The 25,216-nt window shown below is 50.9% G+C and carries 18 protein-coding genes and 1 pseudogene; 6 read left to right on the forward strand and 13 right to left on the reverse strand.

What is annotated here, in order from left to right; all coding sequences use genetic code 11:
- Nucleotides 1–9: 9 nt before the first annotated feature.
- Complete coding sequence (locus EAH77_RS22080; protein WP_140475141.1) at nucleotides 10–213, forward strand: hypothetical protein; 204 nt, start codon at nucleotides 10–12, stop codon at nucleotides 211–213.
- Nucleotides 214–683: 470 nt separating this feature from the next.
- On the opposite strand, the gene EAH77_RS22085 is transcribed toward EAH77_RS22080, so the two are convergent.
- Nucleotides 684–1,637, reverse strand: a complete 954-nt coding sequence (locus EAH77_RS22085) for a DUF2971 domain-containing protein (RefSeq protein ID WP_140475143.1) — start codon at nucleotides 1,635–1,637, stop codon at nucleotides 684–686.
- Nucleotides 1,638–1,839: 202 nt separating this feature from the next.
- Nucleotides 1,840–2,016: pseudogene (locus tag EAH77_RS25630) on the reverse strand (DUF2913 family protein); the annotation flags it as partial.
- A gap of 387 nt (nucleotides 2,017–2,403) precedes the next feature.
- On the opposite strand from EAH77_RS25630, the gene EAH77_RS22095 reads away from it, so the two are divergent.
- From EAH77_RS22095 to EAH77_RS22110, 4 genes are all read left to right on the forward strand, one after another.
- The gene (locus EAH77_RS22095) at nucleotides 2,404–3,477 is read left to right on the forward strand and encodes a GIY-YIG nuclease family protein (RefSeq protein ID WP_161985844.1); all 1,074 of its coding nucleotides are present in this window, start codon (nucleotides 2,404–2,406) and stop codon (nucleotides 3,475–3,477) included.
- Between the two features lie 285 nt (nucleotides 3,478–3,762).
- Nucleotides 3,763–4,185 carry a GNAT family N-acetyltransferase gene (locus tag EAH77_RS22100; protein WP_140475147.1) on the forward strand — a complete coding sequence of 141 codons (423 nt, stop codon included), beginning with the start codon at nucleotides 3,763–3,765 and terminating at the stop codon, nucleotides 4,183–4,185.
- A gap of 431 nt (nucleotides 4,186–4,616) precedes the next feature.
- Nucleotides 4,617–5,885, forward strand: a complete 1,269-nt coding sequence (locus tag EAH77_RS22105; RefSeq protein ID WP_140475149.1) for an SEL1-like repeat protein — start codon at nucleotides 4,617–4,619, stop codon at nucleotides 5,883–5,885.
- A gap of 320 nt (nucleotides 5,886–6,205) precedes the next feature.
- On the forward strand, nucleotides 6,206–6,994 hold the full coding sequence (locus EAH77_RS22110; RefSeq protein ID WP_140475151.1) for an aminoglycoside phosphotransferase: 789 nt from the start codon (nucleotides 6,206–6,208) through the stop codon (nucleotides 6,992–6,994).
- A gap of 205 nt (nucleotides 6,995–7,199) precedes the next feature.
- Here EAH77_RS22110 and EAH77_RS22115 read toward each other — a convergent pair whose 3' ends face one another.
- The 9 genes from EAH77_RS22115 to traD form a co-directional block, all read right to left on the reverse strand.
- Nucleotides 7,200–7,910 carry a YnfC family lipoprotein gene (locus tag EAH77_RS22115; protein WP_140475153.1) on the reverse strand — a complete coding sequence of 237 codons (711 nt, stop codon included), beginning with the start codon at nucleotides 7,908–7,910 and terminating at the stop codon, nucleotides 7,200–7,202.
- A 282-nt stretch (nucleotides 7,911–8,192) separates the two neighbouring features.
- A complete protein-coding gene (locus tag EAH77_RS22120) occupies nucleotides 8,193–9,278 on the reverse strand; it encodes a DUF91 domain-containing protein (RefSeq protein WP_140475155.1) in 1,086 nt (361 codons plus the stop codon).
- A 1,035-nt stretch (nucleotides 9,279–10,313) separates the two neighbouring features.
- Nucleotides 10,314–11,378 (reverse strand): Replication protein, encoded by a 1,065-nt coding sequence (locus EAH77_RS22130; protein WP_140475159.1) that lies wholly within the window; start codon nucleotides 11,376–11,378, stop codon nucleotides 10,314–10,316.
- Between the two features lie 286 nt (nucleotides 11,379–11,664).
- The gene (repA, locus tag EAH77_RS22140) at nucleotides 11,665–11,916 is read right to left on the reverse strand and encodes a replication regulatory protein RepA (protein ID WP_140475161.1); all 252 of its coding nucleotides are present in this window, start codon (nucleotides 11,914–11,916) and stop codon (nucleotides 11,665–11,667) included.
- A gap of 159 nt (nucleotides 11,917–12,075) precedes the next feature.
- A complete protein-coding gene (locus EAH77_RS22145; RefSeq protein WP_140475163.1) occupies nucleotides 12,076–12,612 on the reverse strand; it encodes a phospholipase D family protein in 537 nt (178 codons plus the stop codon).
- The gene (locus EAH77_RS22150; RefSeq protein ID WP_140475165.1) at nucleotides 12,612–12,881 is read right to left on the reverse strand and encodes a hypothetical protein; all 270 of its coding nucleotides are present in this window, start codon (nucleotides 12,879–12,881) and stop codon (nucleotides 12,612–12,614) included. The genes EAH77_RS22145 and EAH77_RS22150 overlap by 1 nt, the downstream gene beginning before the upstream one ends.
- A gap of 60 nt (nucleotides 12,882–12,941) precedes the next feature.
- Entirely contained in the window at nucleotides 12,942–13,736 is a 795-nt protein-coding gene (locus EAH77_RS22155) for a DsbA family protein (RefSeq protein ID WP_140475167.1), read from the reverse strand.
- An 81-nt stretch (nucleotides 13,737–13,817) separates the two neighbouring features.
- A complete protein-coding gene (gene traI / locus EAH77_RS22160) occupies nucleotides 13,818–19,580 on the reverse strand; it encodes a conjugative transfer relaxase/helicase TraI (protein ID WP_140475169.1) in 5,763 nt (1,920 codons plus the stop codon).
- The gene (traD, locus tag EAH77_RS22165) at nucleotides 19,577–22,246 is read right to left on the reverse strand and encodes a type IV conjugative transfer system coupling protein TraD (RefSeq protein WP_140475171.1); all 2,670 of its coding nucleotides are present in this window, start codon (nucleotides 22,244–22,246) and stop codon (nucleotides 19,577–19,579) included. The genes traI and traD overlap by 4 nt, the downstream gene beginning before the upstream one ends.
- An 88-nt stretch (nucleotides 22,247–22,334) precedes the next feature.
- On the opposite strand from traD, the gene EAH77_RS22170 reads away from it, so the two are divergent.
- Nucleotides 22,335–23,456: a hypothetical protein gene (locus EAH77_RS22170; protein ID WP_140475173.1), complete on the forward strand. Its 1,122-nt coding sequence runs from the start codon at nucleotides 22,335–22,337 to the stop codon at nucleotides 23,454–23,456.
- 430 nt (nucleotides 23,457–23,886) lie between these two features.
- Here the strand turns inward: EAH77_RS22170 and EAH77_RS22175 are convergent, their stop codons facing one another.
- Complete coding sequence (locus EAH77_RS22175) at nucleotides 23,887–24,234, reverse strand: hypothetical protein (RefSeq protein ID WP_140475175.1); 348 nt, start codon at nucleotides 24,232–24,234, stop codon at nucleotides 23,887–23,889.
- Between the two features lie 223 nt (nucleotides 24,235–24,457).
- Nucleotides 24,458–25,192, reverse strand: coding sequence for a complement resistance protein TraT (traT, locus tag EAH77_RS22180; RefSeq protein ID WP_140475177.1), 735 nt, complete (start codon nucleotides 25,190–25,192; stop codon nucleotides 24,458–24,460).
- Nucleotides 25,193–25,216 lie beyond the last annotated feature (24 nt).

Here is a 25,216-nt window from a genome sequence, read left to right on the forward strand (position 1 = left end):
GCGCATGTGATGACCAGCACGTCTGAAGTCATTTTTTTGGGTGTGCTCTTTAACGAAGAAGACGAATGGCTTCGGGTGGCTACAGACAATATTACGCTGGCCGAAAATGTTGCTTTCCTGCAGCCGGGGGACAACGTCCAGCTCGCGGTGCAGGGGAGTATTTTGCAGGTAAAAAGCAGCTATCACCGGCTGGTCAGGGTGGACATTATCTGACGTTCGTAGCCTAACGAGGAGGGGATCTGGCGGTCAGCAACGCTCCGCCACTGCCGCCGAATCGGGTCAGATAGTATGCAAGTCCCTGAATCCTAATATATTATATAAAATGGGACGGGAAAAATTTTCCCTTTGACGTCAACAGGAAAAAACTCCACGTAAAAAGGCATAAAAACACTACATCTGGTAGCTTTAGCATTGGACCGGAGCACTACATGTAGTTTTTGGGGTGCTGCCTGGGCGGAGTTGCGGGAGGGGTTAGGCAGTCCTCGCGTAAACCCTAATGCGCCCTGACCGGGATATAAATTGCTATACTCATGCCAATCGGCATCAGGCGCTTTGTTATATCCAGATGCCGCGTTTGTACATCATAGACCTACATCAATAAACACATAATTGAAGTATTTTAGAATTTAAAAACTCCTATTTCTGTGATCGATAATGACTGCTATTAATAGATGATGAAAAACTTAGTCATCTGTTGGCATTTCATTTTCTTTTCCTAAATATTTTCTCATCGAAGATGGGCACAACTGATTAAATCCAAATTCAATCATTCCCATGCCATTTTTTAAAATTGGACCATTTGTAAGTTCACGTTTACCGTCAAAAATGAAATCATCAAACACCACGGTATTATGTTCATTACCTATCCTTGCCTGTAGATATTTAGTATGTACAAGCTCAGGGTCAGTTCTTATCAAGGTTTTCAACGCTTCCTTTTTTTCATCACTCATTCGGCAACCGGCGGTGATAGAAACAATGGATGCACGATTAAATTTAAAAAGGTGGTGGCCTTCCTCTGTAACGGAAGCCGCTTCTGACAGCGGCCGGACTAACCGCCACTCCTGCTCATACATCCAACTAGCACCTTTTCTATAGAATGCGTCAGTGTTCTTTGCATCGATATCTTCAAAGAGGATAAAAGGCCTTTCATCATGGTAATTAACTTCAATAATTTCCTGCTCAGGAAAACCCTCAGATGTCATAAAATCACTGCTAAATTCTATAACAAAACCTTTATGTTGATTCGCATAATGAGCCCACATCAACAAATTCCGACGAGGATCTTTTGGATTCACGACCTCAATGCCGGGCATAATTGACATATCATCACCGCTTACTAAAGATAATATTCCAAAGTTGTTAGCAAACGTCCTATATTTATCCATGTATTCATATTTAAGATTCTGTCGTTTATATGAGTATTCATGATCCTCGGGGGTTAATAAATCTGTGGGTACATCCGGATTATTATAATTATCGGGGTCAAGCTCTATAACGATAGGATTAACTTCAAATGGGTCATTTAACCTCACAGGTGGGGTCATACATATCAGCCCATTCTGGACGACATCTATTCTATCTTCCGGAACAAACTTTAAAAAACGCCGTCCGTTGCATCGGGCACATCCATGAGACATAGCATATTCCTAAATATATGGTTTAAGGGGTGTTTCATTAATCTGCACATGCACCGGCGGGCCTGGTAGCGTCGGTCTATGGTGGCGGTTCGTCTGGACCGATGCAGTGCCAAAGTGCTATCCCGGTATTGCGCTTTTCGGCCTGAGCTAACGCTCGGCGGCCATCAACTGCTCGAGCTAGGGTTTCCGGAGTAGCGGAGCCAAGCTTGTGAAGCATCTTTGCCCTGGCTCCCAGCGTCCGCCCCTGCTTCAGCAACCATTCAATATCCGGGGCCACATCGCTGGGAAATCGGTGCTGTTTAATCGCGGTGGCCAATCAGCGAGTCATGAACAAATTTTCCTGTGATTCAGAACTGACCTGGCCGTCACGTTTTGCCAGCTAAAGGGCGACCATGGCACACCATGCCGGATGGGCGGATTTTCTCGTCAACGATTCAGTGCTCACAGATATTTACTTCTCCCTGGTGTTACCCATTTTGTACGCAGTACATACACGACACATATTGTTAATTATACCGTGAGAATTAGCCTAACTAAATGTTTTGAAATATTTTTTTAGTTATGCGTTTACGCATGAAGGGGGCCGCTTGGAAAACGGAAAATATCCTACGCTAAGCCAGTGACTTAAGCAGGTATGACGGTCCGCTTTGTGCCAAGAGCGGACGTTATAGATATCTCGAATTTCGCCAAATAGTGGTGGGTACAGTTGACCGCCATACAACAATTATCTAAGTTGGGTAAAACATTTATCATCATGAGGATGCTGATGATTATCACTATGGAATTATTAATGGCAGGGGCAACTCAAAGAGGCTCACATAAACGGCGGCAGATTGAGTTGCTGGGTGAAGAATGGCCGCCCACTCCCGGATGGAAGCAGCGAATAATTGGTAAGGTAATTCCTGATGAAGCAGCGGAAGAATTTATTAGGTTAAGTGGTGGCAATGTTAGTGCTAAAACTTGTGATGAATATAAAACCGGGCACTGGTTTAATGCTCAGACTCCAGTTGATATCTACCTGTATGTCCTTGAGTTGTCGAATGGATGTTACTATGTTGGATTGACCGCAGATATAAAAAAGAGAATAGATGAGCACTTTAATGGCAAAGGTGCAGAGTGGACCCGAATAAATGCTCCTCGTCGACTGATGTATGCGATAGAAACAGGAACGAAAAATGCTCGTGAAGCAGAAATAATAGAGAGTGAAGCCACGGTTATACTTATGCTTAAACACGGTATCAGTAAAGTTAGAGGAGGTTATTATACTCAAACAGAGCAGAGATTGGTTGAAGTACAATTGCGTGCTCATGGTTCATGGGAGCGTATAAAGCAGGCAGAGCTTGGAAAAAGAGCTTTTAATTACGAGCTTAGTTGGGGTGATGCTCTGGATAATTTTCTTGATGTCGCCTTGAACTATTATGATGAAGGTTCTCCGGATCATATGCATGAAGCTGTATTTGCGACTTTTTTTTCCTTAACTCGTTACCCCTACTGGGATGAGACTTTTTCTCCGTGTTTAGGCTGGAGTTTTTGGAATATGAAAGGAGTTCTTCCTGTCTTGTTGTCTTTCAAACATGCTCGTACTGTTGGTAGCAAATTACCTTCAGCTTATGATGTCCTTGCTGCCGCCCTAAACAGAGGGAAACATGGAAAACACCCTTTAAGGCGTTTATTCCTGCTAGGCTGGAGAGGTTTTCAACCGCCAACAACAGACAAGCAGGCTGAGACCGTTATTCGGTTCATGTCTTATCTTGATGAAAGTACAGAATTTGATCTACAGTATGATGCATTCGTTTCGATCCTTTTTCCAGAAATGAGAGCACTTTTGCAACATCAATAGTTACGACCAAATGTCTACCCCTTTCTATTAGGTAAAATACGAGCTCATATATTGGTGACTTAAGCCCCGATGATTAATACATCACTATTTACGTTACGAGGAGAATGGTTGCAACATCCGCTGTTCGCTCAAAGCGGACCAGTCACATCAGCATGTCTGCTCTGTGCCAAAAGCGGACATGGTCAATACCACTATTTGCTAATGAATGGGAAGTAGGCAAGAATAGATTGTATAAATATTCTTTATCTTGAAAATAATATCCCCTCCGTAAAAGAATAGGTGAATATGGATATTACAATAACTCATGAAGTTACTAGCAACGACACTGAAGTACTTTTAGCTGGCCTAAGAGACTATAACTCTCAATTTATTGAAACAAGATCACGCAAACCACTTGGCATTTTTTGCAGAAATGATGCTGGGGTAATGATCGGCGGCCTAATAGCGAGTAGGAAAGGCTTATGGTTATGCATTGATTATCTATGGGTCAGCGATGATGCGAGAGGTAAAGGATTAGGTGGGATTATGATAAAAAAAGCCGAACAGGAGGCGGTAAAAATAGGATGTAATCATGCACTTGTAGATACATTCAGTTTTCAAGCTGCCCCATTCTATGAAAAGCAAGGCTATGTTCTGCAGATGTCATTAAAGGATTGTCCAAAAGTTGGTATGCAGAGGCACTATTTAACTAAGGAGAACCTTATTTAATTTGCTCCTCATTGAACAGAATCCGATTATTTGCGTCTGAGCTGCTCCCGTTGTTTAACTCACAGAAATGTGAGTTAAACCTACACTAGCAGTTAGAACAATCCTGAACTTCCGCTCTTCGCTCTTAGCAGTCCCCTGGTGTTGCTTCGGCTGCTCTGTGCCAAAAGCAGACGTTAATTTGTTCAAGAAAAGCTCTCATATCTTGGCCAATGTATGTCGACCACTTCAAGGGAGCCATTGAAGCTGCTACGGGGACTGATGGGGTACACGTCACAATATTGTCATTTTCATAAGGTTTTTTGTAAGATGCAGGGATTAGAGCTAATAGAATGACTTCTCCGCAATCTTACGTCGGAGAAAGTATACAAATTCATATAAGCTTATTTAGTGAAGAAAAATAGAGGCATGCCACTTTAGGGATATCTTTAATTATGAAAAAAAAAGCACTATTCATCTTGATTTCATTTAGCTGTTTTAACACAAATGCTGAAAGCTTGGAGGACTGCCGGAATGTGTTTAATACCGAAGTCATACCAATGAATTCTTTTGAACACTGCCTTAAATTTGCAAATAACGGTAATTCTCGTGCTCAATATTATATTGGTCTTATGTTCGACGTAGGTAAGGGCGTTAATAAAAATATTAGCAAAATGTTTGAATGGTACACTTTGGCTGCAAAGAATGGCGATGCGTATGCGCAAGGTTCTCTCGGTTTGATGTACGAGGAAGGGCGTGGCGTAGAAAAAGACGATAGCAAAGCTTTTGAATGGTACACATTAGCTGCCAGGCAAGGTCTGGTGTCTACACAGTACAATCTTGGAGTAATGTACGATCTTGGGCATGGAGTGAAACAGGATAATGCCAAAGCAGTGGAATGGTTCACTTTAGCTGCCCGACAAGGTGATAAAGATGCTCAGGAGCATCTTGGCTATATGTATGCAAAGGGGCAAGGTGTAAAACACGATGATAGCAAAGCCATTGAATGGTATACCTTGGCTGCCCGACAAGGTGATGAACATGCTCAGCAGAATCTTGGCTATATGTACGCGACGGGGCAAGGTGTAAAACACGATGATAGCAAAGCTATTGAATGGTATACCTTGGCTGCAAAGCATGGTTATGCTCCTGCTCAATTCAACCTCGGAGTAGCCTACAATAATGGCGTTGGTGTGAAAAAGGATGATGACAAAGCAGCTGAATGGTTAATGCTGGCCGCTAATCAGGGACTCGCAAAGGCACAATATAATCTTGGAATGGCGTACAAACATGGCAAAGGTGTGAAGCAGAATAATAGCAAAGCAGTGGAATGGTTAACGCTGGCCGCTAACCAGGGGTTTGCTTTTGCACAGTTTAACCTCGGGCAGATGTACGCGAATGGTGATGGGGTGAAACAGGACGACAGTAAGGCGTTTCAGTTGTTTATGCTGGCGGCAAAGCAGGGAGATGCATTTTCACAAGCCCGTCTAGGCCAGATGTATGGGATTGGCCTCGGCGCGAAGATGGATTTAACTCAGGCCTATAATTGGACTGCGTTGGCTGCACAGCAAGATTATGCGTTCTCCCAGGCAGTCCTCGGTGTTATGTATGCCGAAGGGCGTGGCGTCGAACAAAACCAAGTATTAGCCAAAGAATGGATTAATAAATCTTGTAAAAATGGAAATAAATTAGGGTGTGATGAAAAAAACAAATTAAGATTCTGAAATTAGTGAAGATAGGTTTAAGTAGCCTGGATCACCGGGCAGTTGTGCTGCAGAACCAAATTGACACATTCCTGCTTGAACTCATGGGTAAACGTTTTTCTTCGCATTCTCTCCTCGTTAGCGTTGCCATTATATCTCTAACAAAGTATACGGCTTGATTAGACCATTACATCTGACAGGCAGCTCAGTGCCAGAAGCGGAAGTCGCAACCATCACAATATGCTAACTTTGGGGAGGAGAGATATCAGCATGACTGCCAGTTTGAGCAAAACTCAAACGCCTCAGAGTTATCCAACTGGCCAACGCTAAAGGAAAGATGCATGTCTGTTGATAATATATCCAGAATGGGTATCGCCAAAGTGGCACTTTTTATGGATGAAACAGGTCATCAGTTAGTCGAGAAATGTCCTGTCAGTAATGTTGAATATAGTTTTTATCAATATGCAGCCAAGAGTCTCGCTAAGGTAGACATTGCCACCCCAAAGCTCTTGTACGCCGATCCATCCTTAAGCAAGCTGAGACTGGAATATATCCCACATAAAGTTGGTCAGGACGAAGTTGCAGGAGATGAAGTTTTGTCAATTCTGTCTCGCTTGCATTGCTATCCACCTGACCCTTCGTGGGTTTATCACAATCACACTTGGTCAGAATCAGCGCTCGAAAAATCGCTCAATCTTTTGGCATTACCGGGCAGATCAACACAACAGTTACGGCATTTCCAGCAGGCAAGTGATGCTCTGTTTAGTGGTCAGTGCTTAATTTCAGGTGATAGTAATGCCGGTAATTGGGGAAAAAGGGATGACGGTGATTTAGTTCTTTTCGACTGGGAGAGGTTCAGCATTGGAAGCCCAGCAATTGACCTTGCTCCCCTAATAAAGGGAATGGGCTCTATACAAAAATTTATCGATTTTTCAGAACGCTATAACTGTATATCTCGTCATTCTAAGCCTAATGATTTGGCTAAAGAAATTGCAATTGCCAAAGCATGGATTGTTACCGAGGTAGTGGTACTGCTTAATGAACGGCAGAAAAGTGATTTTCATTTATATCTCAACTGGTACAGAGAAAAGCTTCCCGCTTGGTTAGATGACACTGTAAAAATGCTTTGATGTTCTCAAAACCACTGATCTACCAATGATACGGATTCACTATGAGTAGCGATGTCCGCTTCTCGCTCATAGCAGTCCATTGAAATCCTTTTTGGGGGCGGTTTTGTGCCAAAGCGGACATTGATAATATTGCGTTGCGTTAAAAATCAGGGAGCAGGTCAACCATATGGATGAGGTTGTGTTGGCTCAGCCATTTTTAATAGATTCAGAAATATTCCGTTTCGTGATTAGAAATCCAGATAAGGATTGAGCCGTGATAGTTGTCATTAGTGGAGGTTATCAGCGAGCATTTATCTGCATTACCATCAGCGGTGTAAGCACAGCTCACCTTCACCCGGACAGTTAACTCCCCTCTTTTTGATACTGTCTCTGAGTCAAGAAATTGCGCGCTTCCGAATGGGTAAAAGATGCGCTTGTCCTTTTGATTTTTGTAGTTGCTTATGCGTACAGGGAATTGGCTATTGTGATATTCATACCGCTCTACAACATCGCCAGTGTCTCTGTCCACGATAGTTTCAAGCAACCCGCGCACATTATAGCTGAGCACATATTTGCCCTTTTCATTGTCGAGCTCAGTGATTTCGCAGCGTTCATTGATTTTTCCGGTAATACGCTGGCCTTTAAAAGAGGTCAGTACGCCATCTTTGTTTACCAAATGGAACTCTCGGTCATTGGCCTTATCAACCATGTTGATATGAGTAAAGCATCCGCTGCGGTCATATCTAACTTCTGTCATAACCTCAAGTTTACCGTAAACATCTCGGATCCACTGGAGGCTATGTTTTACGTTCCCGGTAGTTGCATCATGCTCGAACAAAAGAGCAGCATTTAAGACCGCCGGTTTGAATTGAGTAAATGCAGCAGCATTAGATGACATTGCCAAAAATAATAGACTTAAAAGCACCCTTGCTTTCATTAGTCATTCCTTTATTAGTCTGATCGCACGCTAAGGTGATGGGGGGACTCAAGTTATCAAATTCGTTGTGGATAGCCACGAATAATTGAGATGCCCCCATGCCATTTCTGCCGCAAGCTAAGCGTCAGCTGTGCGCTCTTAGCCGTCCTGACCTGCTCCCCTTTGATCAAAACACAGCGATATAAGTTATGCCTTACGAACTTCCGCTCATCGCTCATAGCCGCCCCTGGTCGTAGCAGTGGTCAGCTTTGTGCCAACAGCGAACTTCGCTGAAATCAGTGCTTACTGCCCGAATTCAGATTGCACAAATTTTAATGTCTGTTCATGCCGCAATTTACAGACGACATTTTGGTTCGCGAAGATGCCAGAAAATGTTTTCGCCTGATCTCTCGGAAGAGACTTGATCCAACGAACACCAACAACCCATTCGGAAAACTCTTCATTGTCAGAGTTTGCGTTTGGATGTTCCGCCTTCAATCCTGCGGAGAGTAGAGGAACATTCGAATCAGTTATGAAATCGCGAATCATAACCGCTGGTTTGGTCACTTCCCCAAAGCCAACGTAACCGCATCCCTTCATGTAAACATAAATTTTATCACCAACTGCAAGCCGATTAAGTGCAGATGAATACACCTTCCCTTGACCTGCTCCAATAAAGCCAAATTGTCTGTTGTCGTCCCAAGTTCGATATTTGCATTCGCCCACATTTACGAACCAACTACCAGTCCAATAATCTTGATTGGAAGCAATTGCTCTTTGCTTAACTTCTTTTCGTTTAATATAATCTTTAGCCTCCGGCAACGGAATAATCGTTTCCGGTTTGATAAATAGTTCACCGTCAGAATCGATAAATGGAGCAAGCCGAGTGCATTGAATATCTATGCCATATTCTCGCATCCATAATACTGCGGAGATTACTTCTGAGTTGAACTCCTTTGAGACCAAAATAATATGCTGTTTCGCGTTAAGTAACTCAATGTCAGCATCAATAAATTCCTCAATTTTTTTTGTCGCATCAAATTCAGACTTTTTTAAATAGGACGCGTATAGCTTAAAAATCTCATCGGGCAAGAGACTTGAGCAATACGATGCATACTTGATTGCCTGCCATTCAACGGACGAGCCAGAATCATCCCGTTTCAACTCAACCACAACAAGTGCTGCCGATTTATTTACGCAAAGCAAATCAAGGCGCTTCCCAGAGGCAAGAATGACCTCTTTTCCAATGACAAGTAGTTCCTCACCTAAAATAGTCGGGCTTTTTTCGATCCATTCCTGAATATCGAAACGTTCCTTCAGCCCAAGTTCCGAGAAGTTTGTTGGTTTTAGTTTGATTAGTGTCTTATTTATTATATCTACACGAAACATTGGCTCTATCTCCTTTCAAACGTTTCCTACACATGAATATGCCATATTCAGCGGGGTACCTACACAACCATGACCATAAAAGATAGTACACAACGTCTGCTCATCGCTCAAAGCTGCCGGTCATGGCTGCTCAAAAAACAGGCTTAACGTAGGATATTTTCCGTTTTCCATGCGGACCCCATAGAAGGCGACAACCTAGGCCAAAAAGGATCATAGAGGTAAGTGTCGCCGAAGCGCGGCGCAGCCGCCCTAAGTTAATAGGTTTCATCAATCCCCCCCTTCGCCCTGCAAAGCTAAACCCGCTTAAAGCAACGTAGAAGCTTATGTGCGCGGTCGGAGTGGTCCCGACAAGGCCTGTGGCCGCAGTAGGGGCGTATCTCCGCGTGCGAGCGTTAGCGAAGCTACGAGCGTGTACTCAGAACTTTCAGCAAAGCTACTTCCAGCGATACCAATTCTCTAGTTACAACATCCATTATAAAGCCACTCTGTTCCGGGCCTTTGGCCCGGGGCGGGGCGGCTTTTCAGGTGGGAGGAGGGGGTGCGTGCTGGCTCGGTGCTGGGGGTTGATGTGGTCAAGGTTTAGTGAATGTTGTAACTAATGAAACCGGTGTTATGCCCCGGCTTGTCCGGGGAGCTACTTCTTCTTTGCCGATGATGCTGTTGATCAGGTGTGGTTGCCCTGAGCATAGCGAAGGGACCTACTCCAGATGCCATGCCGTAGGCTGGCTCAGGAGTACTCTTTCTTTAGAAAGCTTGTTTTGTTCAGAAGTAACGTTCGAAATTAATGATATCCAAGGGGGTGCTTTCGAAGTTAATTGAAAGGCCGATGCGACAATATAATCCCTCCGAATTTAAACGATTATTTATTAATCACACGTTGGCCAGCGACGCGTGGAGATAACGCGTCGACCGCAGCCGGCGCGCATTTGGGCAGATAACAGACGTGGGGAAGCCTGCCAGGCATCCGCGAACGGAAAAAATGCCAGCATCAGGCCCGCGAAATCGCAGGAAGGGGAAAGGTTTAGATAGGTGTGTTTAAGACAGCGGAACGCCGGCGCGTTCAAGTAACAACTGATAGAACTTCTCGCCATTGGTGGCCAGCAGCGTCGGGAACTCGGCTTTGAGAGCGCTTTCCAGTGACATTTGCGCGACCATCGTCAGCTGGCCGGCGGCAGTATAGCGACGCCAGGCATTCTGGTAACGATTTGTCTCTTTTGCCGGACGCAGCTGCCGCACTTTACGCGCCTGTTCGTCAAGAACGGCACCAATATCCGCCTCAGTTCGCGCTTTTTCATCGCGCAGCTCCGGGCTGACAACCCAGCGTTTTATCTGTCTCAGACGGTTTTTGAGTGAATGGTGGCGGTCAATACTGATGCCCAGACGCGCCATTTTCAGCAGGTGACGCTGGTATTTCTGTTGCATCGACTCCGCCAGTCCGCTGGCTACCGCCCACTGGCGATATTTATGCAACCACTCCCGGATGCTTTCAACGGCGATGCCGCGTGAAGTGAAGCATTTGTCGGTGAGAAAAATTCGCATGGGCTTGTTCTGGCCAGAATCGGCGTCGCGGTCACGGTGTATCACCACGTAATCCAGCTGTTCCATCACCCGCAGGGCGTGCAATAACACGTCATAGGCTTTGCGGCCATTCTCATAAACGTGCAGCGCATTCATGCGGCGGGCAATCTCTTCCACGGGCAGCATCATTTCGAAAAGGTAATCGCTGTCCGGGCTGTAGTCACAATTTGCGGCCAGAACCAGAGACAGAGAAGTCAGTGCCTCACGGCTCTCAGAGCGTGGGGTTATACGCATAGGTTTAGGGGTAAAAGAGGGGTCAGACGCACGTGAGTAAGGCGTGTAACCAGTACGGCGAAGCGCGATCAAATCGGCATTTCGACGCCAGTCATGCTGACGGAAGCAGGCCACCACTTTTGCAGCCATCCCGCGCGGTGTCTTGCCCGTGTAGACCGGCTGGTTGTTGCGGTGCGTCTTCGACTGGCCTTTGCGCAGGCGGTTAGCCTCACCCCGTCGCGAAGGACGATAGACACTGGCAGAAGCACTGTTTGCTACCGGTGAGAATGGAAACAGTTGTTCAGACACGGCTCCCAACGCTTATGTTGCGCCGGAGGAGTTGACCTTTAAAAGGCATAAATCTATACTCCCTGCATAGAGCAACAAACTCTATACAGTTTTAGTGAGCCCCGATTATCTTTTCGACCCGCCAAAGTTGAGGAAGATTATCGGGGTTTTTGCTTTTCTGGGCCTGTAAATCTGTCTCTCAGCACCCATTCCCTGCCACCTTACGGCGTGACTCACCAGAAATTCTCTAACTGATCAGCAATCTAGCACTACCTGTGGGCACATGCAAGAATGTCAACCCACGCACTTATCTGGTTCGTTCAGCTTCATTCTTTATTAAGCGCTGAAGTACCTCAGCTTGCGTAACACCTTCTTCTTTGCACATTCCCATCAACATCGACTTTATCTCGGGGTCTACAAAGACTTTAATTTCTTTTTGGTTTAACCGCTTACGAGAAATTGAAGCGAGTTGTCGTTCAGTTCCCGACAATGGCTGGCCTTTTCTGTAAGCACGTTTAGGTTTCGATGAGGAAGGAGCTACATCTGTAGATTGTGACATTTTGGCCTCCCCAGGGATCTGAATATATCGTTTGGGAAAGCCTACTATAGATTCATTAAATCAGCAGCATAAAAAGCATTTTCACTCCCGTTGGCGCGGGATAAGACGAAAATGCGAAAAGAGGTAACGTTCGCCATTCAAAATGCCGGGGGATGCCTGTCAGTAGGATGAGACCCAGTCTGTGCCTAGCGCCCAGCGCGACTGCCAGTGAGCAAGGTAGGTTTGTGCCAGGTCAGGCACATCATGCAGTACCAGGGCATTCTCCGAATTCGACCGCGCGGCAGACCGGGTAAAATTGAATGAACCGGTTTCGACCGTCTGGCCATCAACAATAATCACCTTGTCATGCATGATTTTAAACTGGCTGACGGTACGCACCGGGATCCCCGCATTAACGAGTAAATTCATGGCGGCCACACTGGCTTTCCCGCGATTGCCGCCCTCATCCAGTACCACCTGGACGTCGACGCCCCGTTTCTTTGCTTCGACCAGCGCACCGGCAATGTCTGGCGAGGTAAACGAGTACCCCATCAGGCGAACGCTTTGACGGGCATCGTCTAAGGTCTGCAGTACCAGCTGCTGCGCGCTGCCTTCCGGTGAGAATCCCACCTGTACCGACGGGGCCGCGTTGGCAGTGCAAACGCCCACATTTAATAACATGGCCAGTAAGGCCACCCGCAATCTGTTGTTCTTCATCAGTCTGTTTCCTCCTTGTAGGGCAATGCATAAGTCCCTGCTGACACGCTGGCGGTCAACAGGCAAAAGGAACCTTCTCCACAGGACGTATCCCAGGTCAGGTTTTCCGGCACACTTTTAGTCAGACCGGCAATGGCCACTTTCAGTGCCTCGTGGTGCAATCCTGGACGGGTTCTGAAACGCACCCGCTGATGCTCGGTGTCATCATCCCTGAACATAAAGCCATGCAGGCCAAAAAAGTGGATCGTCAGTGTTTTTTCACCGTTCATCGTTTTTCTCCTGACACCGCGCAAAACCACCTCAAACCTGGTGGCCTGCACGGCCTCGCCTTATTTCATCGCATTATCGATGGCCTGCTGCATCACCTGAGCGGACACGGCGCCCGGAATGACCGTCGTGTTGTCAGCGGTCGCGTTCTCTGCCGGCATCACGATGATCCCCGGCGTCCCGTTTAATCCCAATAGCTCTGCCAGCGCACTGTTACCCGCGATCAGGGCATCTGCCGCTGTGCGGTTCGCGACGTCTTCTTCTCCTGCGCCCGCTGCCGTGGCCACTTTTTCAATATCGTCTGACGTCAGTTTCCCTTCGTTATGGCCGGTGCCGTAAATCCCGTTGTGGTAGGCCATATAGGCATCAGCCCCCTTCTGTTTCCAGATGGCCAGACCCCGGCGTGACGCCTGCGTAGACTCGGGGTAATGCCCGGCAAAAATCGTCCAGTCACGAAAAGCAAACCGCACATCCGGGTTGCTGACCATGACCTGCTCCATTACCGGGGCCATCATGCTGCAGGCAATGCATTCGTAGTCAAAAAACTCCGTCACAATCACTTTCGATTTTTGCGGGCCTTTCACCGGCACGCCATCAAGCTGCATCAGCAGCCGGTGCCCCTTCAGCACCGACTGTGCCATCAGCTGTGCCTTGATGGCTGCCTGCTGTGCCTGCAGCTTTTTGCTCACCTCGATAAGCACCTGCGGATGGGCCACCAGGTAGTCGGCGGCAATCTCGCCGATGCGTGACTGCTGCGCCGGTGTGAACTCTTGCGGCTCTGCGGCGCCGGCGTGGATTGAAGCGAAGGTAAAACTCAGGGCGAGCGAAAGCGCCGCTGCCTTAAAACGGTTTGTCATGATGATGTCTCTTGAAAGGGGATACCGGTGTCACCGGCGGATAAAAGTTGGAACCGCTGATATGACGTGTTGCGGTGATGATTAGCGTTCTTTCTGAATATTTCGGACAGTCTCGTGGGTAATTTCTTCCCGCTCCGGCTCCCGGCCCCGGCTTTCTGGCGGCAGCGTCAGTTGGCCCTGTTTTTCCAGTTCACGCGCCGCACTGGCCAGCGCCCGCTCTGAAAGGTCGTTTTGCGGATTTTTAGCAGTGGCGTGCGCTTTATCCTGTTCGGCCTGCACGTAGCGGAGTGCTTCTGCAGACACCAGGCTTCCCTGCGCGTTTTCAACCGGCAGCGCCGTACTGGCGAACTGCCCGGTACCAGCCAGTGACGCCAATACGGCCTGAACGGCACCGTTGTTGTCCTGCAGGGCTTCGTTTTGGGCCAGCTGGCCGGACGCCTGACGGATAAGTGCGGCGTAGTCAGGCTGTTTCTCTCCTGGCAGTACCGGCACCTGTTGCTGCATTGACTGCACCACCTGCTCAATCAGACGAGCCGACAGCGCCGCTTTTTCAGCGCCGTCAGGTGCCCCAGTCATAACGTGCAACGGAGGCGTTTCAGTGACGAGTGCCCGTGCGGCATCACGTAACAACGCGGACTCATCCTGACCCTTAGCCTCCTGCGGCAAGCGTTCTGGCAGTGTAGGCCGCGCCTCTTCAACAGCCCGGAGTGCCTGCCGAAGCAGGGCTGACTCATCCGCCGGCCGTTCTTCTGCCGGCAGATACCGCAGTATCTCCTGCAGCTCCGACTGAACCAGCCTGATCAAAGTGGCATCAGGTCTGAACGTCCGGTCAGTCACCCCGCCCGCCACTTTCAGCAGCTGCGCGGACGGCATCTGCCGGCCGGTGAGCAGCAATACGCCTGCCGCCGGGTTGCCTCGCGCCGCCGCCAGCGCCTGCGTCATATCGCTGACTACAATCGTGTCACCGTTACGGCTTTTTTGTACCACCGCCGCCTGGGCGCCCTCGGTCGTCAGCTGGCGTACCGGCCCGGTCTGTATCTGGCCGGTGTCTGACTGAAGGGGAAACATCGTCAGACCCGCCGTTTTGCCGTTGCCGTCATAAACCGGTAACGCCAGATGCGGCATCGGATATTTCCTGGTCGGCGGAATAATCCGCGCCGTCACGGGGTTCTCTTTTAAACCCTGTTCCCGCAGGTAGGTTCGTCCGATTGCCGTTTTGCCCACCGGCTGCCCCATCGCCCAGATACTCCGAGCCTGTGTCCGCTCGGACTCGGGTGTCAGGGCGTCATGTGCAGTCGTCGGGCCGTTATCCTTTTGCCGCAGCGTATCCATCCAGTCACGCAGGCCGTCCGTGTAAATCTGCACATGGTCGCGGGCGCGGGAGGCGTTGATGTAAAAGGCCCGCATGCCGCTCATTCTCTTACGCGCACCGTCCGTCCCCTCCAGCGCAATCACATAGTCCGTACTGGCCCCCTGTGCGCCGTAGCCCGTCACCGCCCAGGCATAATCAATGTGCTGGTCTGCCAGCGTCCTGCCCGGCGTAATGACCTTTTCACCCCCGGCATTTTTGAGCACCACCTCGCCGTTGTCCCGCAGCGTTTCAATCCGGTATTGTTCATGAGCATCATGCCCCGCCTGCTTTTGCGTTTTGCTCATGCGCACGCTGTCACCTTCCCGCAGCTCAATCTCACGCCGTTCAAACACCTCAATCTCGGTCACATTCAGCTCCGCCGGGGAGTAATAGTGCATACGGTCATTCTCATCGCGCAAAAACACCCGATCCGTGCCCTTGTCCACGCCCGTCACGCTCAGATAACGCTCGTTGGCCAGCACCACCTGCCCCGCCTTCCAGTCATTGATTCGGTTAAAATCGTGGCGACCCCCGGTAATGCGATCCAGTATCGGGACGGTTATCGCCTTATCCCCCAACACTTTCTCATCCACCATTGCCTGATGAATACCGGTGTTGATCGCCTGCCGGTCTTCATGCAGCTGTACCACAATCATGGTGCGCTCACGGGCGTCCGGCGTCCGGCTCATGTAGTCCCGGATAATGGCGGACACCGGCGAATCCGTTTCAATAACCGAGCCGGCAGGGGAGACGGTGTTACCCATACGCGGCACCGTCGTCGGTGACACCTGCTCAATTTTCTCGAGGGCTGCACCGGCTTTGTTCTCAATAACGCTGTAAACGGCAGATTTCAGGTCATGATTACGCTGGCGAACGATTTCGTTCATGACGGCAACGTCGATGGCACTGCGCTCCTGCATCAGCGTGAACGGTGCCCCACTTTCCGGTGACTGCAGCTGTCCGGTATCGCCCACCGGCACGGCACGCCCTTCCCCGCGCGATATCGCCTGATAGGCGGCAGCGGTGTCCTGATTCCCCAGCATCGAGGACTCATCAATCAGAAAAAGCGTCTTGGTATAACGCACGTCTTCACCTGCCGCCGTGCGCTGTTGCCAGTCCACCACGAAGGATTTAAGGGTCTGCGCCTCGATGCCAACATCACGCATTTCCTTCACCGCACGGTGCGTCGGTGCCAGACCAATCACGAGCGGTCGTTCACTTTCCGGCAGGGTGTCAATCGCGGCTTTCACTGCCCGGAACTGGGTGGTTTTCCCGACACCGGCATACCCCTGTACGGCGGTAAAACGATCGGGACTTTGCAGGATAAGCGTCGTGGCGGCCTTCTGCCCGGCGGTCAGCCCATTAAGCAAGACCGGGTCAATCGTGGCCATCAGCGGCGTCTGGGTATTTTTACCCGCATCAATTTCCCGGATAATGGTCTTTTCCATCTCCCAGGTTGCCCGCCCCACAAATCCGCCTCCGCCGCCGACTTTCACCGGGATAAGATCACCCTCTTTAACCTGCCGTGCCACTTCAGCCCGTAAAGCCCCCAGATGATTGAAGAACGTGCCCGCCTGCTCCAGCAGCTTCACCTCGGAAAATGCCACCTCCTTCATCTGGGCAACCGCCCGCGACACGGCTTTTTGCGCATCCGTGAGTAATCCTGCGTTTAACGCTGCCAGCGCTTCCCCGGTGTCTTCCTTGCCACTGGCCTGGCGGACTAACGCCAGCGGTGAGCGGGTGGTGCGCATACGGCCGAGTTTCTCTTCCGCCTTGTTTTGTGCTTCCCCGGTAAAGATTTCCGCCTCATGGCCCGACTGGGCCAGGGCGTTCATGATGTTGCCGGACAGGTCACGGGCGTTGAGGCTGGCCAGCACGATACCGTGCTCATTGTCCCGGCTCCCCGGTGCACTGACGTAACCATGCGTCAGATACAGCGGACGGTCGGTCGCGACCTGCAGCGGTTTTTTCTGGCCATCGCGTTGCACCGTTAATTTTCCCTCACTCACGGCAGTGACCGTCAGCCGGTCGCGGGCTTTCAGCCCATTGGCTTTGTCAGCGGCCAGGGCAAACAGCTGCTCTCCCTGAGCAACGTGCAACTGTTCACGGGTAAACAGCCGCCAGTCGCCGGTCAGGTCGCTCAGTTTTACGCGGCTCAGAACGCCGTCGCTGTCGATAAGTGACAACATGCGCGTCTCCTCATGCACCCGGTCAAGGATGTAGTGGCGGGTCTCATTTTTGTCTGACCGGTCTTCCAGCACCATCCCCGCCCGGTACGTGGCCGGGAGCAGCCGCTCCTTCACGCTGGCATAGACCGGCGTGCGGGCTTCGACGGTCACGCCATCCCGTTCAAGCTTGCCGGCGTTTTGCAGGGCGTCACGGATAATGCCGGTCAGATGCTGCTGTTCGCGTGCGCCGGTGACCACGGCGGTGACGGTGGCGTCCGGTGAACTCAGGTCAGCATAGCGCTCAGCCAGTGCCCGGTAACGGTCACGCTTATCGCCGATACTGATCACCCGCGCTTCCAGCCCCGCCACCGGTTCGGTCAGGCCGTGACGAGGCACGCCGGCGGATGACAGCACCGACAGGGCGTTGGCGTTGGACTGCCGCCCGGCGCTGTCCAGGAAAATAAGCTGGGCGTCTTTCTCCTTCGCTTCGCCGCTCAGGACCAGCATCTCCTTGAGTCCGAGGCGCTCCGCACTTTCCACGATGAGCGTGCTGTGCGGTGAGAGACTGAACCCCTTATCTAAAACGCGGCTGCGGTAGAGGATGTCGTCTTTGAGCAGCGGTGATTTGCCAAAGCTCAGGCCCCGTTCGGCAGAACTGGCCAATATTTTCACCTCGCGGCCATGCTCACGTGACATTGTCACCAGTTCTTCCGTCACCTCCCGCAGACGGCCTATCGACGCCGGCGCGTTCAGGATGGCCACCGGCGCAAATTCCACCGCTTTGAGCCGCTCAGGCGTTTCGATGTCGGTCTGCCGGAAACTGACCACTTTCCCTTCCTTCACGATATCGCCCGCCAGGGCCTGCACCGACAGTTCATCCAGCAGATGAATATGCGAGGTAAATACCCCTTTGTCCCCGTCCAGCGGGGCCAGCAGGTTTTCAACGATGGCCCGGTCGATTGCCTTGCGGAGATTGGGAATGGACTGTTGCCCTTCCCCCGCTTCATGCGCCGTCATCAACAGGTCACCGTAGGTAAAGCGGGTGCGGGTGTCACTCAGCACCGAAATCGCAGTACGCACCGCCTGCATAACGCTTGGCGGCATCGGGCGTTCTTCCTCCTGTTCAGGCGTCACGGCCCGTGTTTGCGCGGCATCCATCACGTCTTGTATGTTGAAATTCAAATCGGCCATCTGCTGATCCCACCGGGCCTGCAGGCGGTTTCGGCCAGCCTGCGTCTCTGGTTTGGCGATTGGCGGTTCCGCCGGTGCGCCCTTCGCATCCGAACTTTTTTCCGGCGTTACCTGTCCGGGGTCGGTCAGACTGACCGTCTCAGCGGTCGTGCGGACAAGGGCGTTCCCCTCTCCGCCCACCTCAATTGCAGGTTTTGAGGGGAAATCCACGCGCGCAGGGGATGATGATGGCACGCTGGCAGTGTCAGTTGGCGTCAGTGACGGGGCAGCCGGCGTGCGTGCGCCCTGCGCATCGGCTTCATCGAGTCCGTAACGGCTGATATCGACCTTTTTCTGCCGGGTGTCTAACGCCGCGACGTCGCGGCTTTTCAGAGACGCTTCATCCCCAACCTGGGCGGCGATTTCACGGTGGCGGGACGAAAACTCCTCCAGCACCGTCTCCGGAAACCCTTTGATTTCCCACAGTTCATGCTTGCCGCCGGTGAGTTCTGTCTCATACCCTATCGCCTCGGTTTTCGCCTTCAGGCTGTTACGGTAGATTTTGCCGAAGCTGACCTGATGACGGTACATCGTCTCAATAAACCCGGCACCGTAAATGGCATCGGTGGCCAGCGCCTTCCACTTCCCGTCCAACTCGGTCACGTTGGCAACCACCGCATGGGTGTGAATGGCCGGATCGAGATTGCGAGACGTATCGTGGGTAAAGAGCGCCGCCACCATCTTGCCGGTGGGGACGATAGAGGTGATGCCTTCCTTCGTGTCACGGGCTGAAATCGTCTGCTCCATGATGGCCAGCGTTTCTTTGACCGACTCAATATGGGCCTGCAGCAGGCGCTTATCGCCGCCGGCCAGGATAAGCATTGAGACACTTTTCGGTGCAGAAAAGGTGAAGTCGTGTCCGGGCCGGTGTACATGATTACCTGACACCTCCTTCCCCAGCTCCACGCCATTCGGCAATCGCCCGTGCAGGACATTGGTGAACGCCTCAAGGTCAACGTTCCCTTCCAGACCCAGCTCACGGGCGCCTTCCCCCAGCCACTGGCTTTGCAGATCATCGAGAAAATAGTAGTTATCTTTGCTGCTGTAATAGCCCGCCGCGTCTGCAGCAGACGCAACGGAGGCAACGGTCATCATCGTTCAAAACCTCCGGGTTCGTGGTGTTCATCCATATGCTGGTACGCGTCATAGTCATCGTGGTGTCGCAGAATGTTCTGTTCCTCCTCGGCCATCGCGCGGTTTGCCGCGCCGTACTCCGTCGCCTGGGCCTCATCCAGGCTTTCCGGTGCCGCCTTCAGGGCACCTAACGTGCGCAGAACAAGTTCGCCCTTTTCGTCAACCTCCACGTCCATCTGCAGGTCCGGTGCTTCCCCCTGTGCCTCTGTTGCCGCTTGGTCTTCGGTGCCGTCAGCGGTCGGCGCGGGTTTGCGCCTTTTTTGCGCGAGCATCTCCAGTGCGCTGAGTCCGACGGAGGGCACTGCCTGCTTAACCGCTACCGTAGGGGCTTTGGCCGCAGCCGGACTAACAGGTGGCACGGCGGCCGAGTCCGCAGTGACGGCACGTGGGGTCGCGGCATCAGACACTGATGATTTGACCGGTGCGGGAGCATTCGGGTGTTTGTCCGCCGTTCTGGATACGCCATCACTCTCTCCGGGGTTTCCCGCCGCCACATCCGGCCTCATCATTCGCGGCGTAAAGGGACGCACGTTGCTGGGAGGCTCCGTGAGGACGGCAGTGCCGGGCTGAGCAAAGTCTTCAGCCTCCGGCGGTGTTGGTGTTGCCGGTGTTTTCAGTGTTTCAACGGTGAGCTGCGTCGGCGAAACCGTGACGGGCACGCTTTTCCGAACGGGGCTTTGTGACGAAATGCTGCCTTTCAGGGGCGGCGTCTGGGGTTGAGGGGGTTGAGGGGGTTGAGTGACATTCTCCGGTTCTGCAGTCGCTGACTGCCCTTCCAGAATTTCGTCGCCGGTCGGGAAGGCAATGCCCACCATGCGCGTCGCCTGTTCGTTCTTGCTGATGACCTGTTCCAGCTGGGGACTGAGCACATCCTTGAAATCGCGCTCAATCAGCGCCTTGTGGTACTTCTTCTGCGGACGGTACTTCAGATCCAGTTTCACGACCGGGTATTCCCCCGGCAGGCGGGCGTAGAAGCGAAGGTTTGGCATAGACATGATCTGGTCATAATCGACCACCGGCTCGTTGACCTTGTCACGGCTGATGGAGATACCGTCACGGATTTGGTCAAGACCGTAGCTGTTCTGCTCACGCGCCTCACGACGGCGCTGATGCCCCAGCTCTTCCTCAACGATTTTCGCCACCTCGGCGCTCGGCGAACGGCCATAGAAACGGGTGTTGAGCAGGTCAAAAATAGACTTGGCCAACTCGCGTCCGTACACGTTGATAAGCTGAGGCATGTTCTGAAGGCCCAGAAAAAAACACCCACCGAATTTTCGTCCTTCAGCAAGCGTCTCAGCAAAATCCGGGATTTTTTGCAGACTGGGTATTTCATCAAAGATGAACCACACCCGCCGGTCAGGATCTTCCCCCATGCTTTGAAGATAAATAGTGGCCATAGACAGCCACATAGACATCAGCGGGCGAACGGATTTGCGATGACGGGCTGTGGTGGAGATAAACAGCCAGCTTTTGTCGTATTGTGCGTCAGTCATCCACTCCCGGATGCTGAACTCGGGCTTACCTTCCCGATCGAGCCCCTGCAGGTAGCGCAGGGCTTTGGCATAGTTCGTCACTACCGACCGGATCGAGATTGCCGTTTTCTCAATTTTTTCCTCTACCAGGTTGGCAGAGGGCGTGTTTTTGAGAAACTCGCGCAGGGTTTTCAGGTCGATCGACAAGAGGGCTGTCAGGAACTTCTCAATACTGCGATCGCTATGTGAGGCAAACTGCATCGCCGTATCGCTGAAAATGGTGCGCGAAGAGGACACCCAGAATGGGTCGGACTCCCCCTCCACCGGAATAAGCGAGGCCGTCAGGTTCTCGTAATCCACCACCTCCAGCGCTTCCCGCCACAGCACCCAGTTTTCGCAACGCTTGTCGTGCGCGTTGAGGATTTTATCGATACGTTCGTCATAGTGCGTTTCAATAAAGGTACCGCCAGAGTCGTAGACAATCGCCCGGTCACCCCGTTTACGTATGAAGTCGAGCAACCAGCGAATAAGGGTGGATTTACCGACGCCGATGGTGCCGTGGATCAGATAATTCATCACCTCGGCATTCCTGACCATATTCAGTCCGCCAATCTGCAGGTCAGACTTCTGCCCGGCCTTTTTCAGCTGCCGGTTCACACTGACAAGGTCATCCGTCAGCGTCATGCCGGATATATAGGTATCTTCACTCTCTTTCTTGCCAATGCGGCCCACGTACCAGGCAATCACGCTGAACAGCAGCAAACACAGCGTGCCGCAGCCGGCGGCGCTCAGTTTTAAGTTATTCACCAGCTGGCCGCCCATCGACTGCATCCACGGGTCGGCCAGCAGCTGCCCCAACGTCATTTTGGTGGTGCACAGCGTCTCGCTGGCATTGCAGTGCCAGCTGATATCCCAGGTCGCCGGGCTTTTCGGATTCATCAGCGGCACGAAGCTGGATAACAGTCTGCCGGTCCAGTACCAGAAACCGTTATTCAGCACATCGGCGGAGGTAACAGCCCAAAAAATGCCCGCCGTAGATATTAAAAACAACAGAAAAAGCCAGTTAAATATCCATTGGTTGACCTGAGCAAACATGCGCAGGCGGTAGGCCGTCATCTGGCCCCCCTGCGTGAGATACTTCGGTGTAAAACTCATTAAGGCATTCCTCATTTTATAAATGCGGGAATAAAAGTGTGTAAGATGGAAATGAAACGACAGAGGACTGGCTGAACAGGAGATAAGGGTGGAGAATCGCGAATTGATAACGGGCAGAAAAATTAGCCACCTGGTCATTGCATTGTTTTTTTGTCTGCCCCTGGCAATTTTGTTTTATATCGCTTTCAATAAAACACCTGACATAATCGACTATATTTTTTATAACGTAGGCCAACGCACCTCGGGTATTTATAATCCCGCGCTTTTGTCTCACCGACTGGTTAAAGAAGATGTCCGGTTATTTCCCGACCACCAGAATAGAGCGATGCTGGCGTGGGGTAATATCAACGATTTCCTGATGGCCTCAGCGTTGAAATGCTCAGGTATAAAGGAACCTCGTCAGTTTTTGTCATGCAGTAACGATGTGCTGGGTAAAAAGTTTTATTATCAGTCCTCGGATTTGACGTCTGAGGGCTGGTCACATCATGCCTCCGACTGTGACCTTAATGTTTATCTTCTTTATGATGCGGCTAAGCAGAATGGAATTGACCTAAAAATTGTGTATTTTCCTTGGCATGCATTAATTGCGTTTAAAGATGATGTGGGCGGGAACTGGGTTCAGTGGGAAACGACACTGAACAATAACCACGGTGGTTTAGCTGAAAGAGCCGATCCACGGTACATAAAAACGCCGGACAAATTTTTCAGTTCTCCGACGGATATGGCTGTGGCTGAAATGATTTATCCGCTGATGATAATCCCTCATATACATACCGACGCGGTAGCAATCAGCGAGTTTAATAAACTTTCAGGACAGACCAAAGAGACACCATTTTATAAAGATCTTTCACTGGCCATTCACAACTTGGCCTCTCCGATGGATATCGGGACACTTTCTATTATTATGGCTGAACGCCCTGCCTCCACCGGAATCAAATACCTTGCCGCACAATGGTACATATCACATGGTATGAACCTGCAGGCAGCAAAGTTGCTCTCCGCTGTTGCCCCAGATAAATGCCCGAATTATTGTCTTAAGATACTTTCAGCAGCAGATGCCTATTACACCCCGGATTCATACATTACTGCTGTGCTGGGATGGGCAGGTATGGAGGCGACGAGAAAAGACGTGAAATCGGTTTACATTTTGTCACTGATTTTGCTTGGTCTCTGTACATGCCTTATCGTTTTTAACCGTAAATCGAAATAAAAGAAAACAGCTTGCGATAAACACTAACAGACCACTTCCCTGAACCTGAGCACCCCAGCAATGACCGAAACTCATTGCGGTAAATGCCGTCAGAAGGAACACCATAAGATGAGATAGCACCAGGTATCTACCTGCAAAACGCATAAATGGTATCATGGCAAGTGCTGCTACCCGCTTTCGCTCAGGAATCAGGGGTAATATCACCCCTACAAGCGCGACCAAGCTACAAAGATTTGCAGTATACGCAGCTGTGAGCTGCTGGGGCCCCCACTGGCTTCGCAGCGGCACAGCAAGAATAAGCCGGATGCCAGAAAACATCATTATCGCCCATACCCAGAACAGCACCCGTTTTGAAGTCCGAAACAAAATCATGTGATTTTTCCCGATCAATATCACTGCCAGCTGCATTCAGTGAGAAAACGAAGACGTCTTAGTGAAACGACGGCGGGTTACGAGGTGCCGATGGGTGGCTGTACTGATCCTGAATAAGTGCACCCGCCGTTCTGAAGAGGAAAGCCACCGCATTTATCGTGACCACCGTGGCTGATGACAAAAGTGCACCAACCGCCAACACCAACATCATCATCAGTACGACCGGCAAAGCATCAGGCAGCATATCGCTGCGGGTCTGGCGTAAGGCCAGCGAGAAGGCGTACAAATGACTGTCGCGCATGATGAACTGCAGCAGGGCGACGCCGTGATACCAGAGAACAAATGCGTTCCAGATGAAAAAAAGGGTAAACCAGGCCATCAGGCCACGGGCACTTTTGTATTGCATGAGCAATTCCTTCATTTGGGAGTTTAACGGCAACGCTCGCCACAGTCCGGACGCGGGGATTTGCGTCTGGACGAGGAAGCGGAATATCACGAAAAGAAAAGCAGGCACGGCCACCGGAGAGTTAACAGGCAGGCTGCTGAATTATCACGTCATGGGAGTGGGTGAACATGGCACACGGGCGTGTGCCATCAGGACAATAAACAACAGCGATAAAACGTTCAGGTCAGTTCATGATCCCGGCGACGGATTTCGCAAGCTGGGCTTCCAGAACAGGTTTTGCCTCTTCGAACTTGAGGTTCACCTTGTTGGCGTTAGAAACCACGCGCGTCTGGTATTTCATGCGGTTACCTTCTTCACTGCTGGTCTGCACCTTCACACCGGAGTTACCCTGGCGTAACGCGGCGACGTTATCTGTTGTCACGGTCGCTTTGCTGCGTTCGGAGATCTGCAGATCGGTCACCATTGTGTAGTTGGTGTCTTCTACCATCGCGTCTGCCGCCATACCGGCAAGACCTGCAGCCAATCCTACCCCTAGGATCGCACCGCCGGATGTACTGTTATAGGCGGTGATCCCAGCACCCAGTGCAGCACCAGTGGCAGCACCTTCATACCCCGTTGAGAGCAGACCCTGTGCCTGACGCAGGTCCATTTTCTCGGCTTTCAGGACGTTGGCCTGGATCCAGTAATATGCAGAGTCCGGCGACGACGTGACGTTATAGCCTTTAGCACGCAAATCCTGTGCTAATAGCGTTTGCAGGTCGCTCATGTCTTTGTCAGAGGTGTTTCGGATCTGGATATAGACCGTTTTTTCGCTGGATGGCTCCAACCACACAGTCTGGCTCATCTGTGTTTTCACATCGAGGTTACGTTTTTTGATAGCGGTGCCCATCGCGCTACAGCCGGAAAGTACCAGACATGAGACGACAACAGCCGCCACAAGAGAATTGCGGTTTTTCATTTACTGTTTCCTTGTCAAAAAAAG

The sequence above is a fragment of the Ewingella americana genome, from assembly GCF_006438725.1.
Classification (GTDB): Bacteria; Pseudomonadota; Gammaproteobacteria; order Enterobacterales; family Enterobacteriaceae; genus Ewingella; species Ewingella americana_A.

Coding starts and splice junctions, on each gene's coding strand:
- EAH77_RS22080 (WP_140475141.1), top strand. CDS start 10: ATGACCAGCACGTCTGAAGTCATTTTTTTGGGTGTGCTCTTTAACGAA.
- EAH77_RS22085 (WP_140475143.1), bottom strand. CDS start 1,637: ATGTCTCATGGATGTGCCCGATGCAACGGACGGCGTTTTTTAAAGTTT.
- EAH77_RS22095 (WP_161985844.1), top strand. CDS start 2,404: ATGATTATCACTATGGAATTATTAATGGCAGGGGCAACTCAAAGAGGC.
- EAH77_RS22100 (WP_140475147.1), top strand. CDS start 3,763: ATGGATATTACAATAACTCATGAAGTTACTAGCAACGACACTGAAGTA.
- EAH77_RS22105 (WP_140475149.1), top strand. CDS start 4,617: ATGAAAAAAAAAGCACTATTCATCTTGATTTCATTTAGCTGTTTTAAC.
- EAH77_RS22110 (WP_140475151.1), top strand. CDS start 6,206: ATGTCTGTTGATAATATATCCAGAATGGGTATCGCCAAAGTGGCACTT.
- EAH77_RS22115 (WP_140475153.1), bottom strand. CDS start 7,910: ATGAAAGCAAGGGTGCTTTTAAGTCTATTATTTTTGGCAATGTCATCT.
- EAH77_RS22120 (WP_140475155.1), bottom strand. CDS start 9,278: ATGTTTCGTGTAGATATAATAAATAAGACACTAATCAAACTAAAACCA.
- repA (WP_140475161.1), bottom strand. CDS start 11,916: ATGTCACAATCTACAGATGTAGCTCCTTCCTCATCGAAACCTAAACGT.
- EAH77_RS22145 (WP_140475163.1), bottom strand. CDS start 12,612: ATGAAGAACAACAGATTGCGGGTGGCCTTACTGGCCATGTTATTAAAT.
- EAH77_RS22150 (WP_140475165.1), bottom strand. CDS start 12,881: ATGAACGGTGAAAAAACACTGACGATCCACTTTTTTGGCCTGCATGGC.
- EAH77_RS22155 (WP_140475167.1), bottom strand. CDS start 13,736: ATGACAAACCGTTTTAAGGCAGCGGCGCTTTCGCTCGCCCTGAGTTTT.
- traI (WP_140475169.1), bottom strand. CDS start 19,580: ATGATGACCGTTGCCTCCGTTGCGTCTGCTGCAGACGCGGCGGGCTAT.
- traD (WP_140475171.1), bottom strand. CDS start 22,246: ATGAGTTTTACACCGAAGTATCTCACGCAGGGGGGCCAGATGACGGCC.
- EAH77_RS22175 (WP_140475175.1), bottom strand. CDS start 24,234: ATGCAATACAAAAGTGCCCGTGGCCTGATGGCCTGGTTTACCCTTTTT.
- traT (WP_140475177.1), bottom strand. CDS start 25,192: ATGAAAAACCGCAATTCTCTTGTGGCGGCTGTTGTCGTCTCATGTCTG.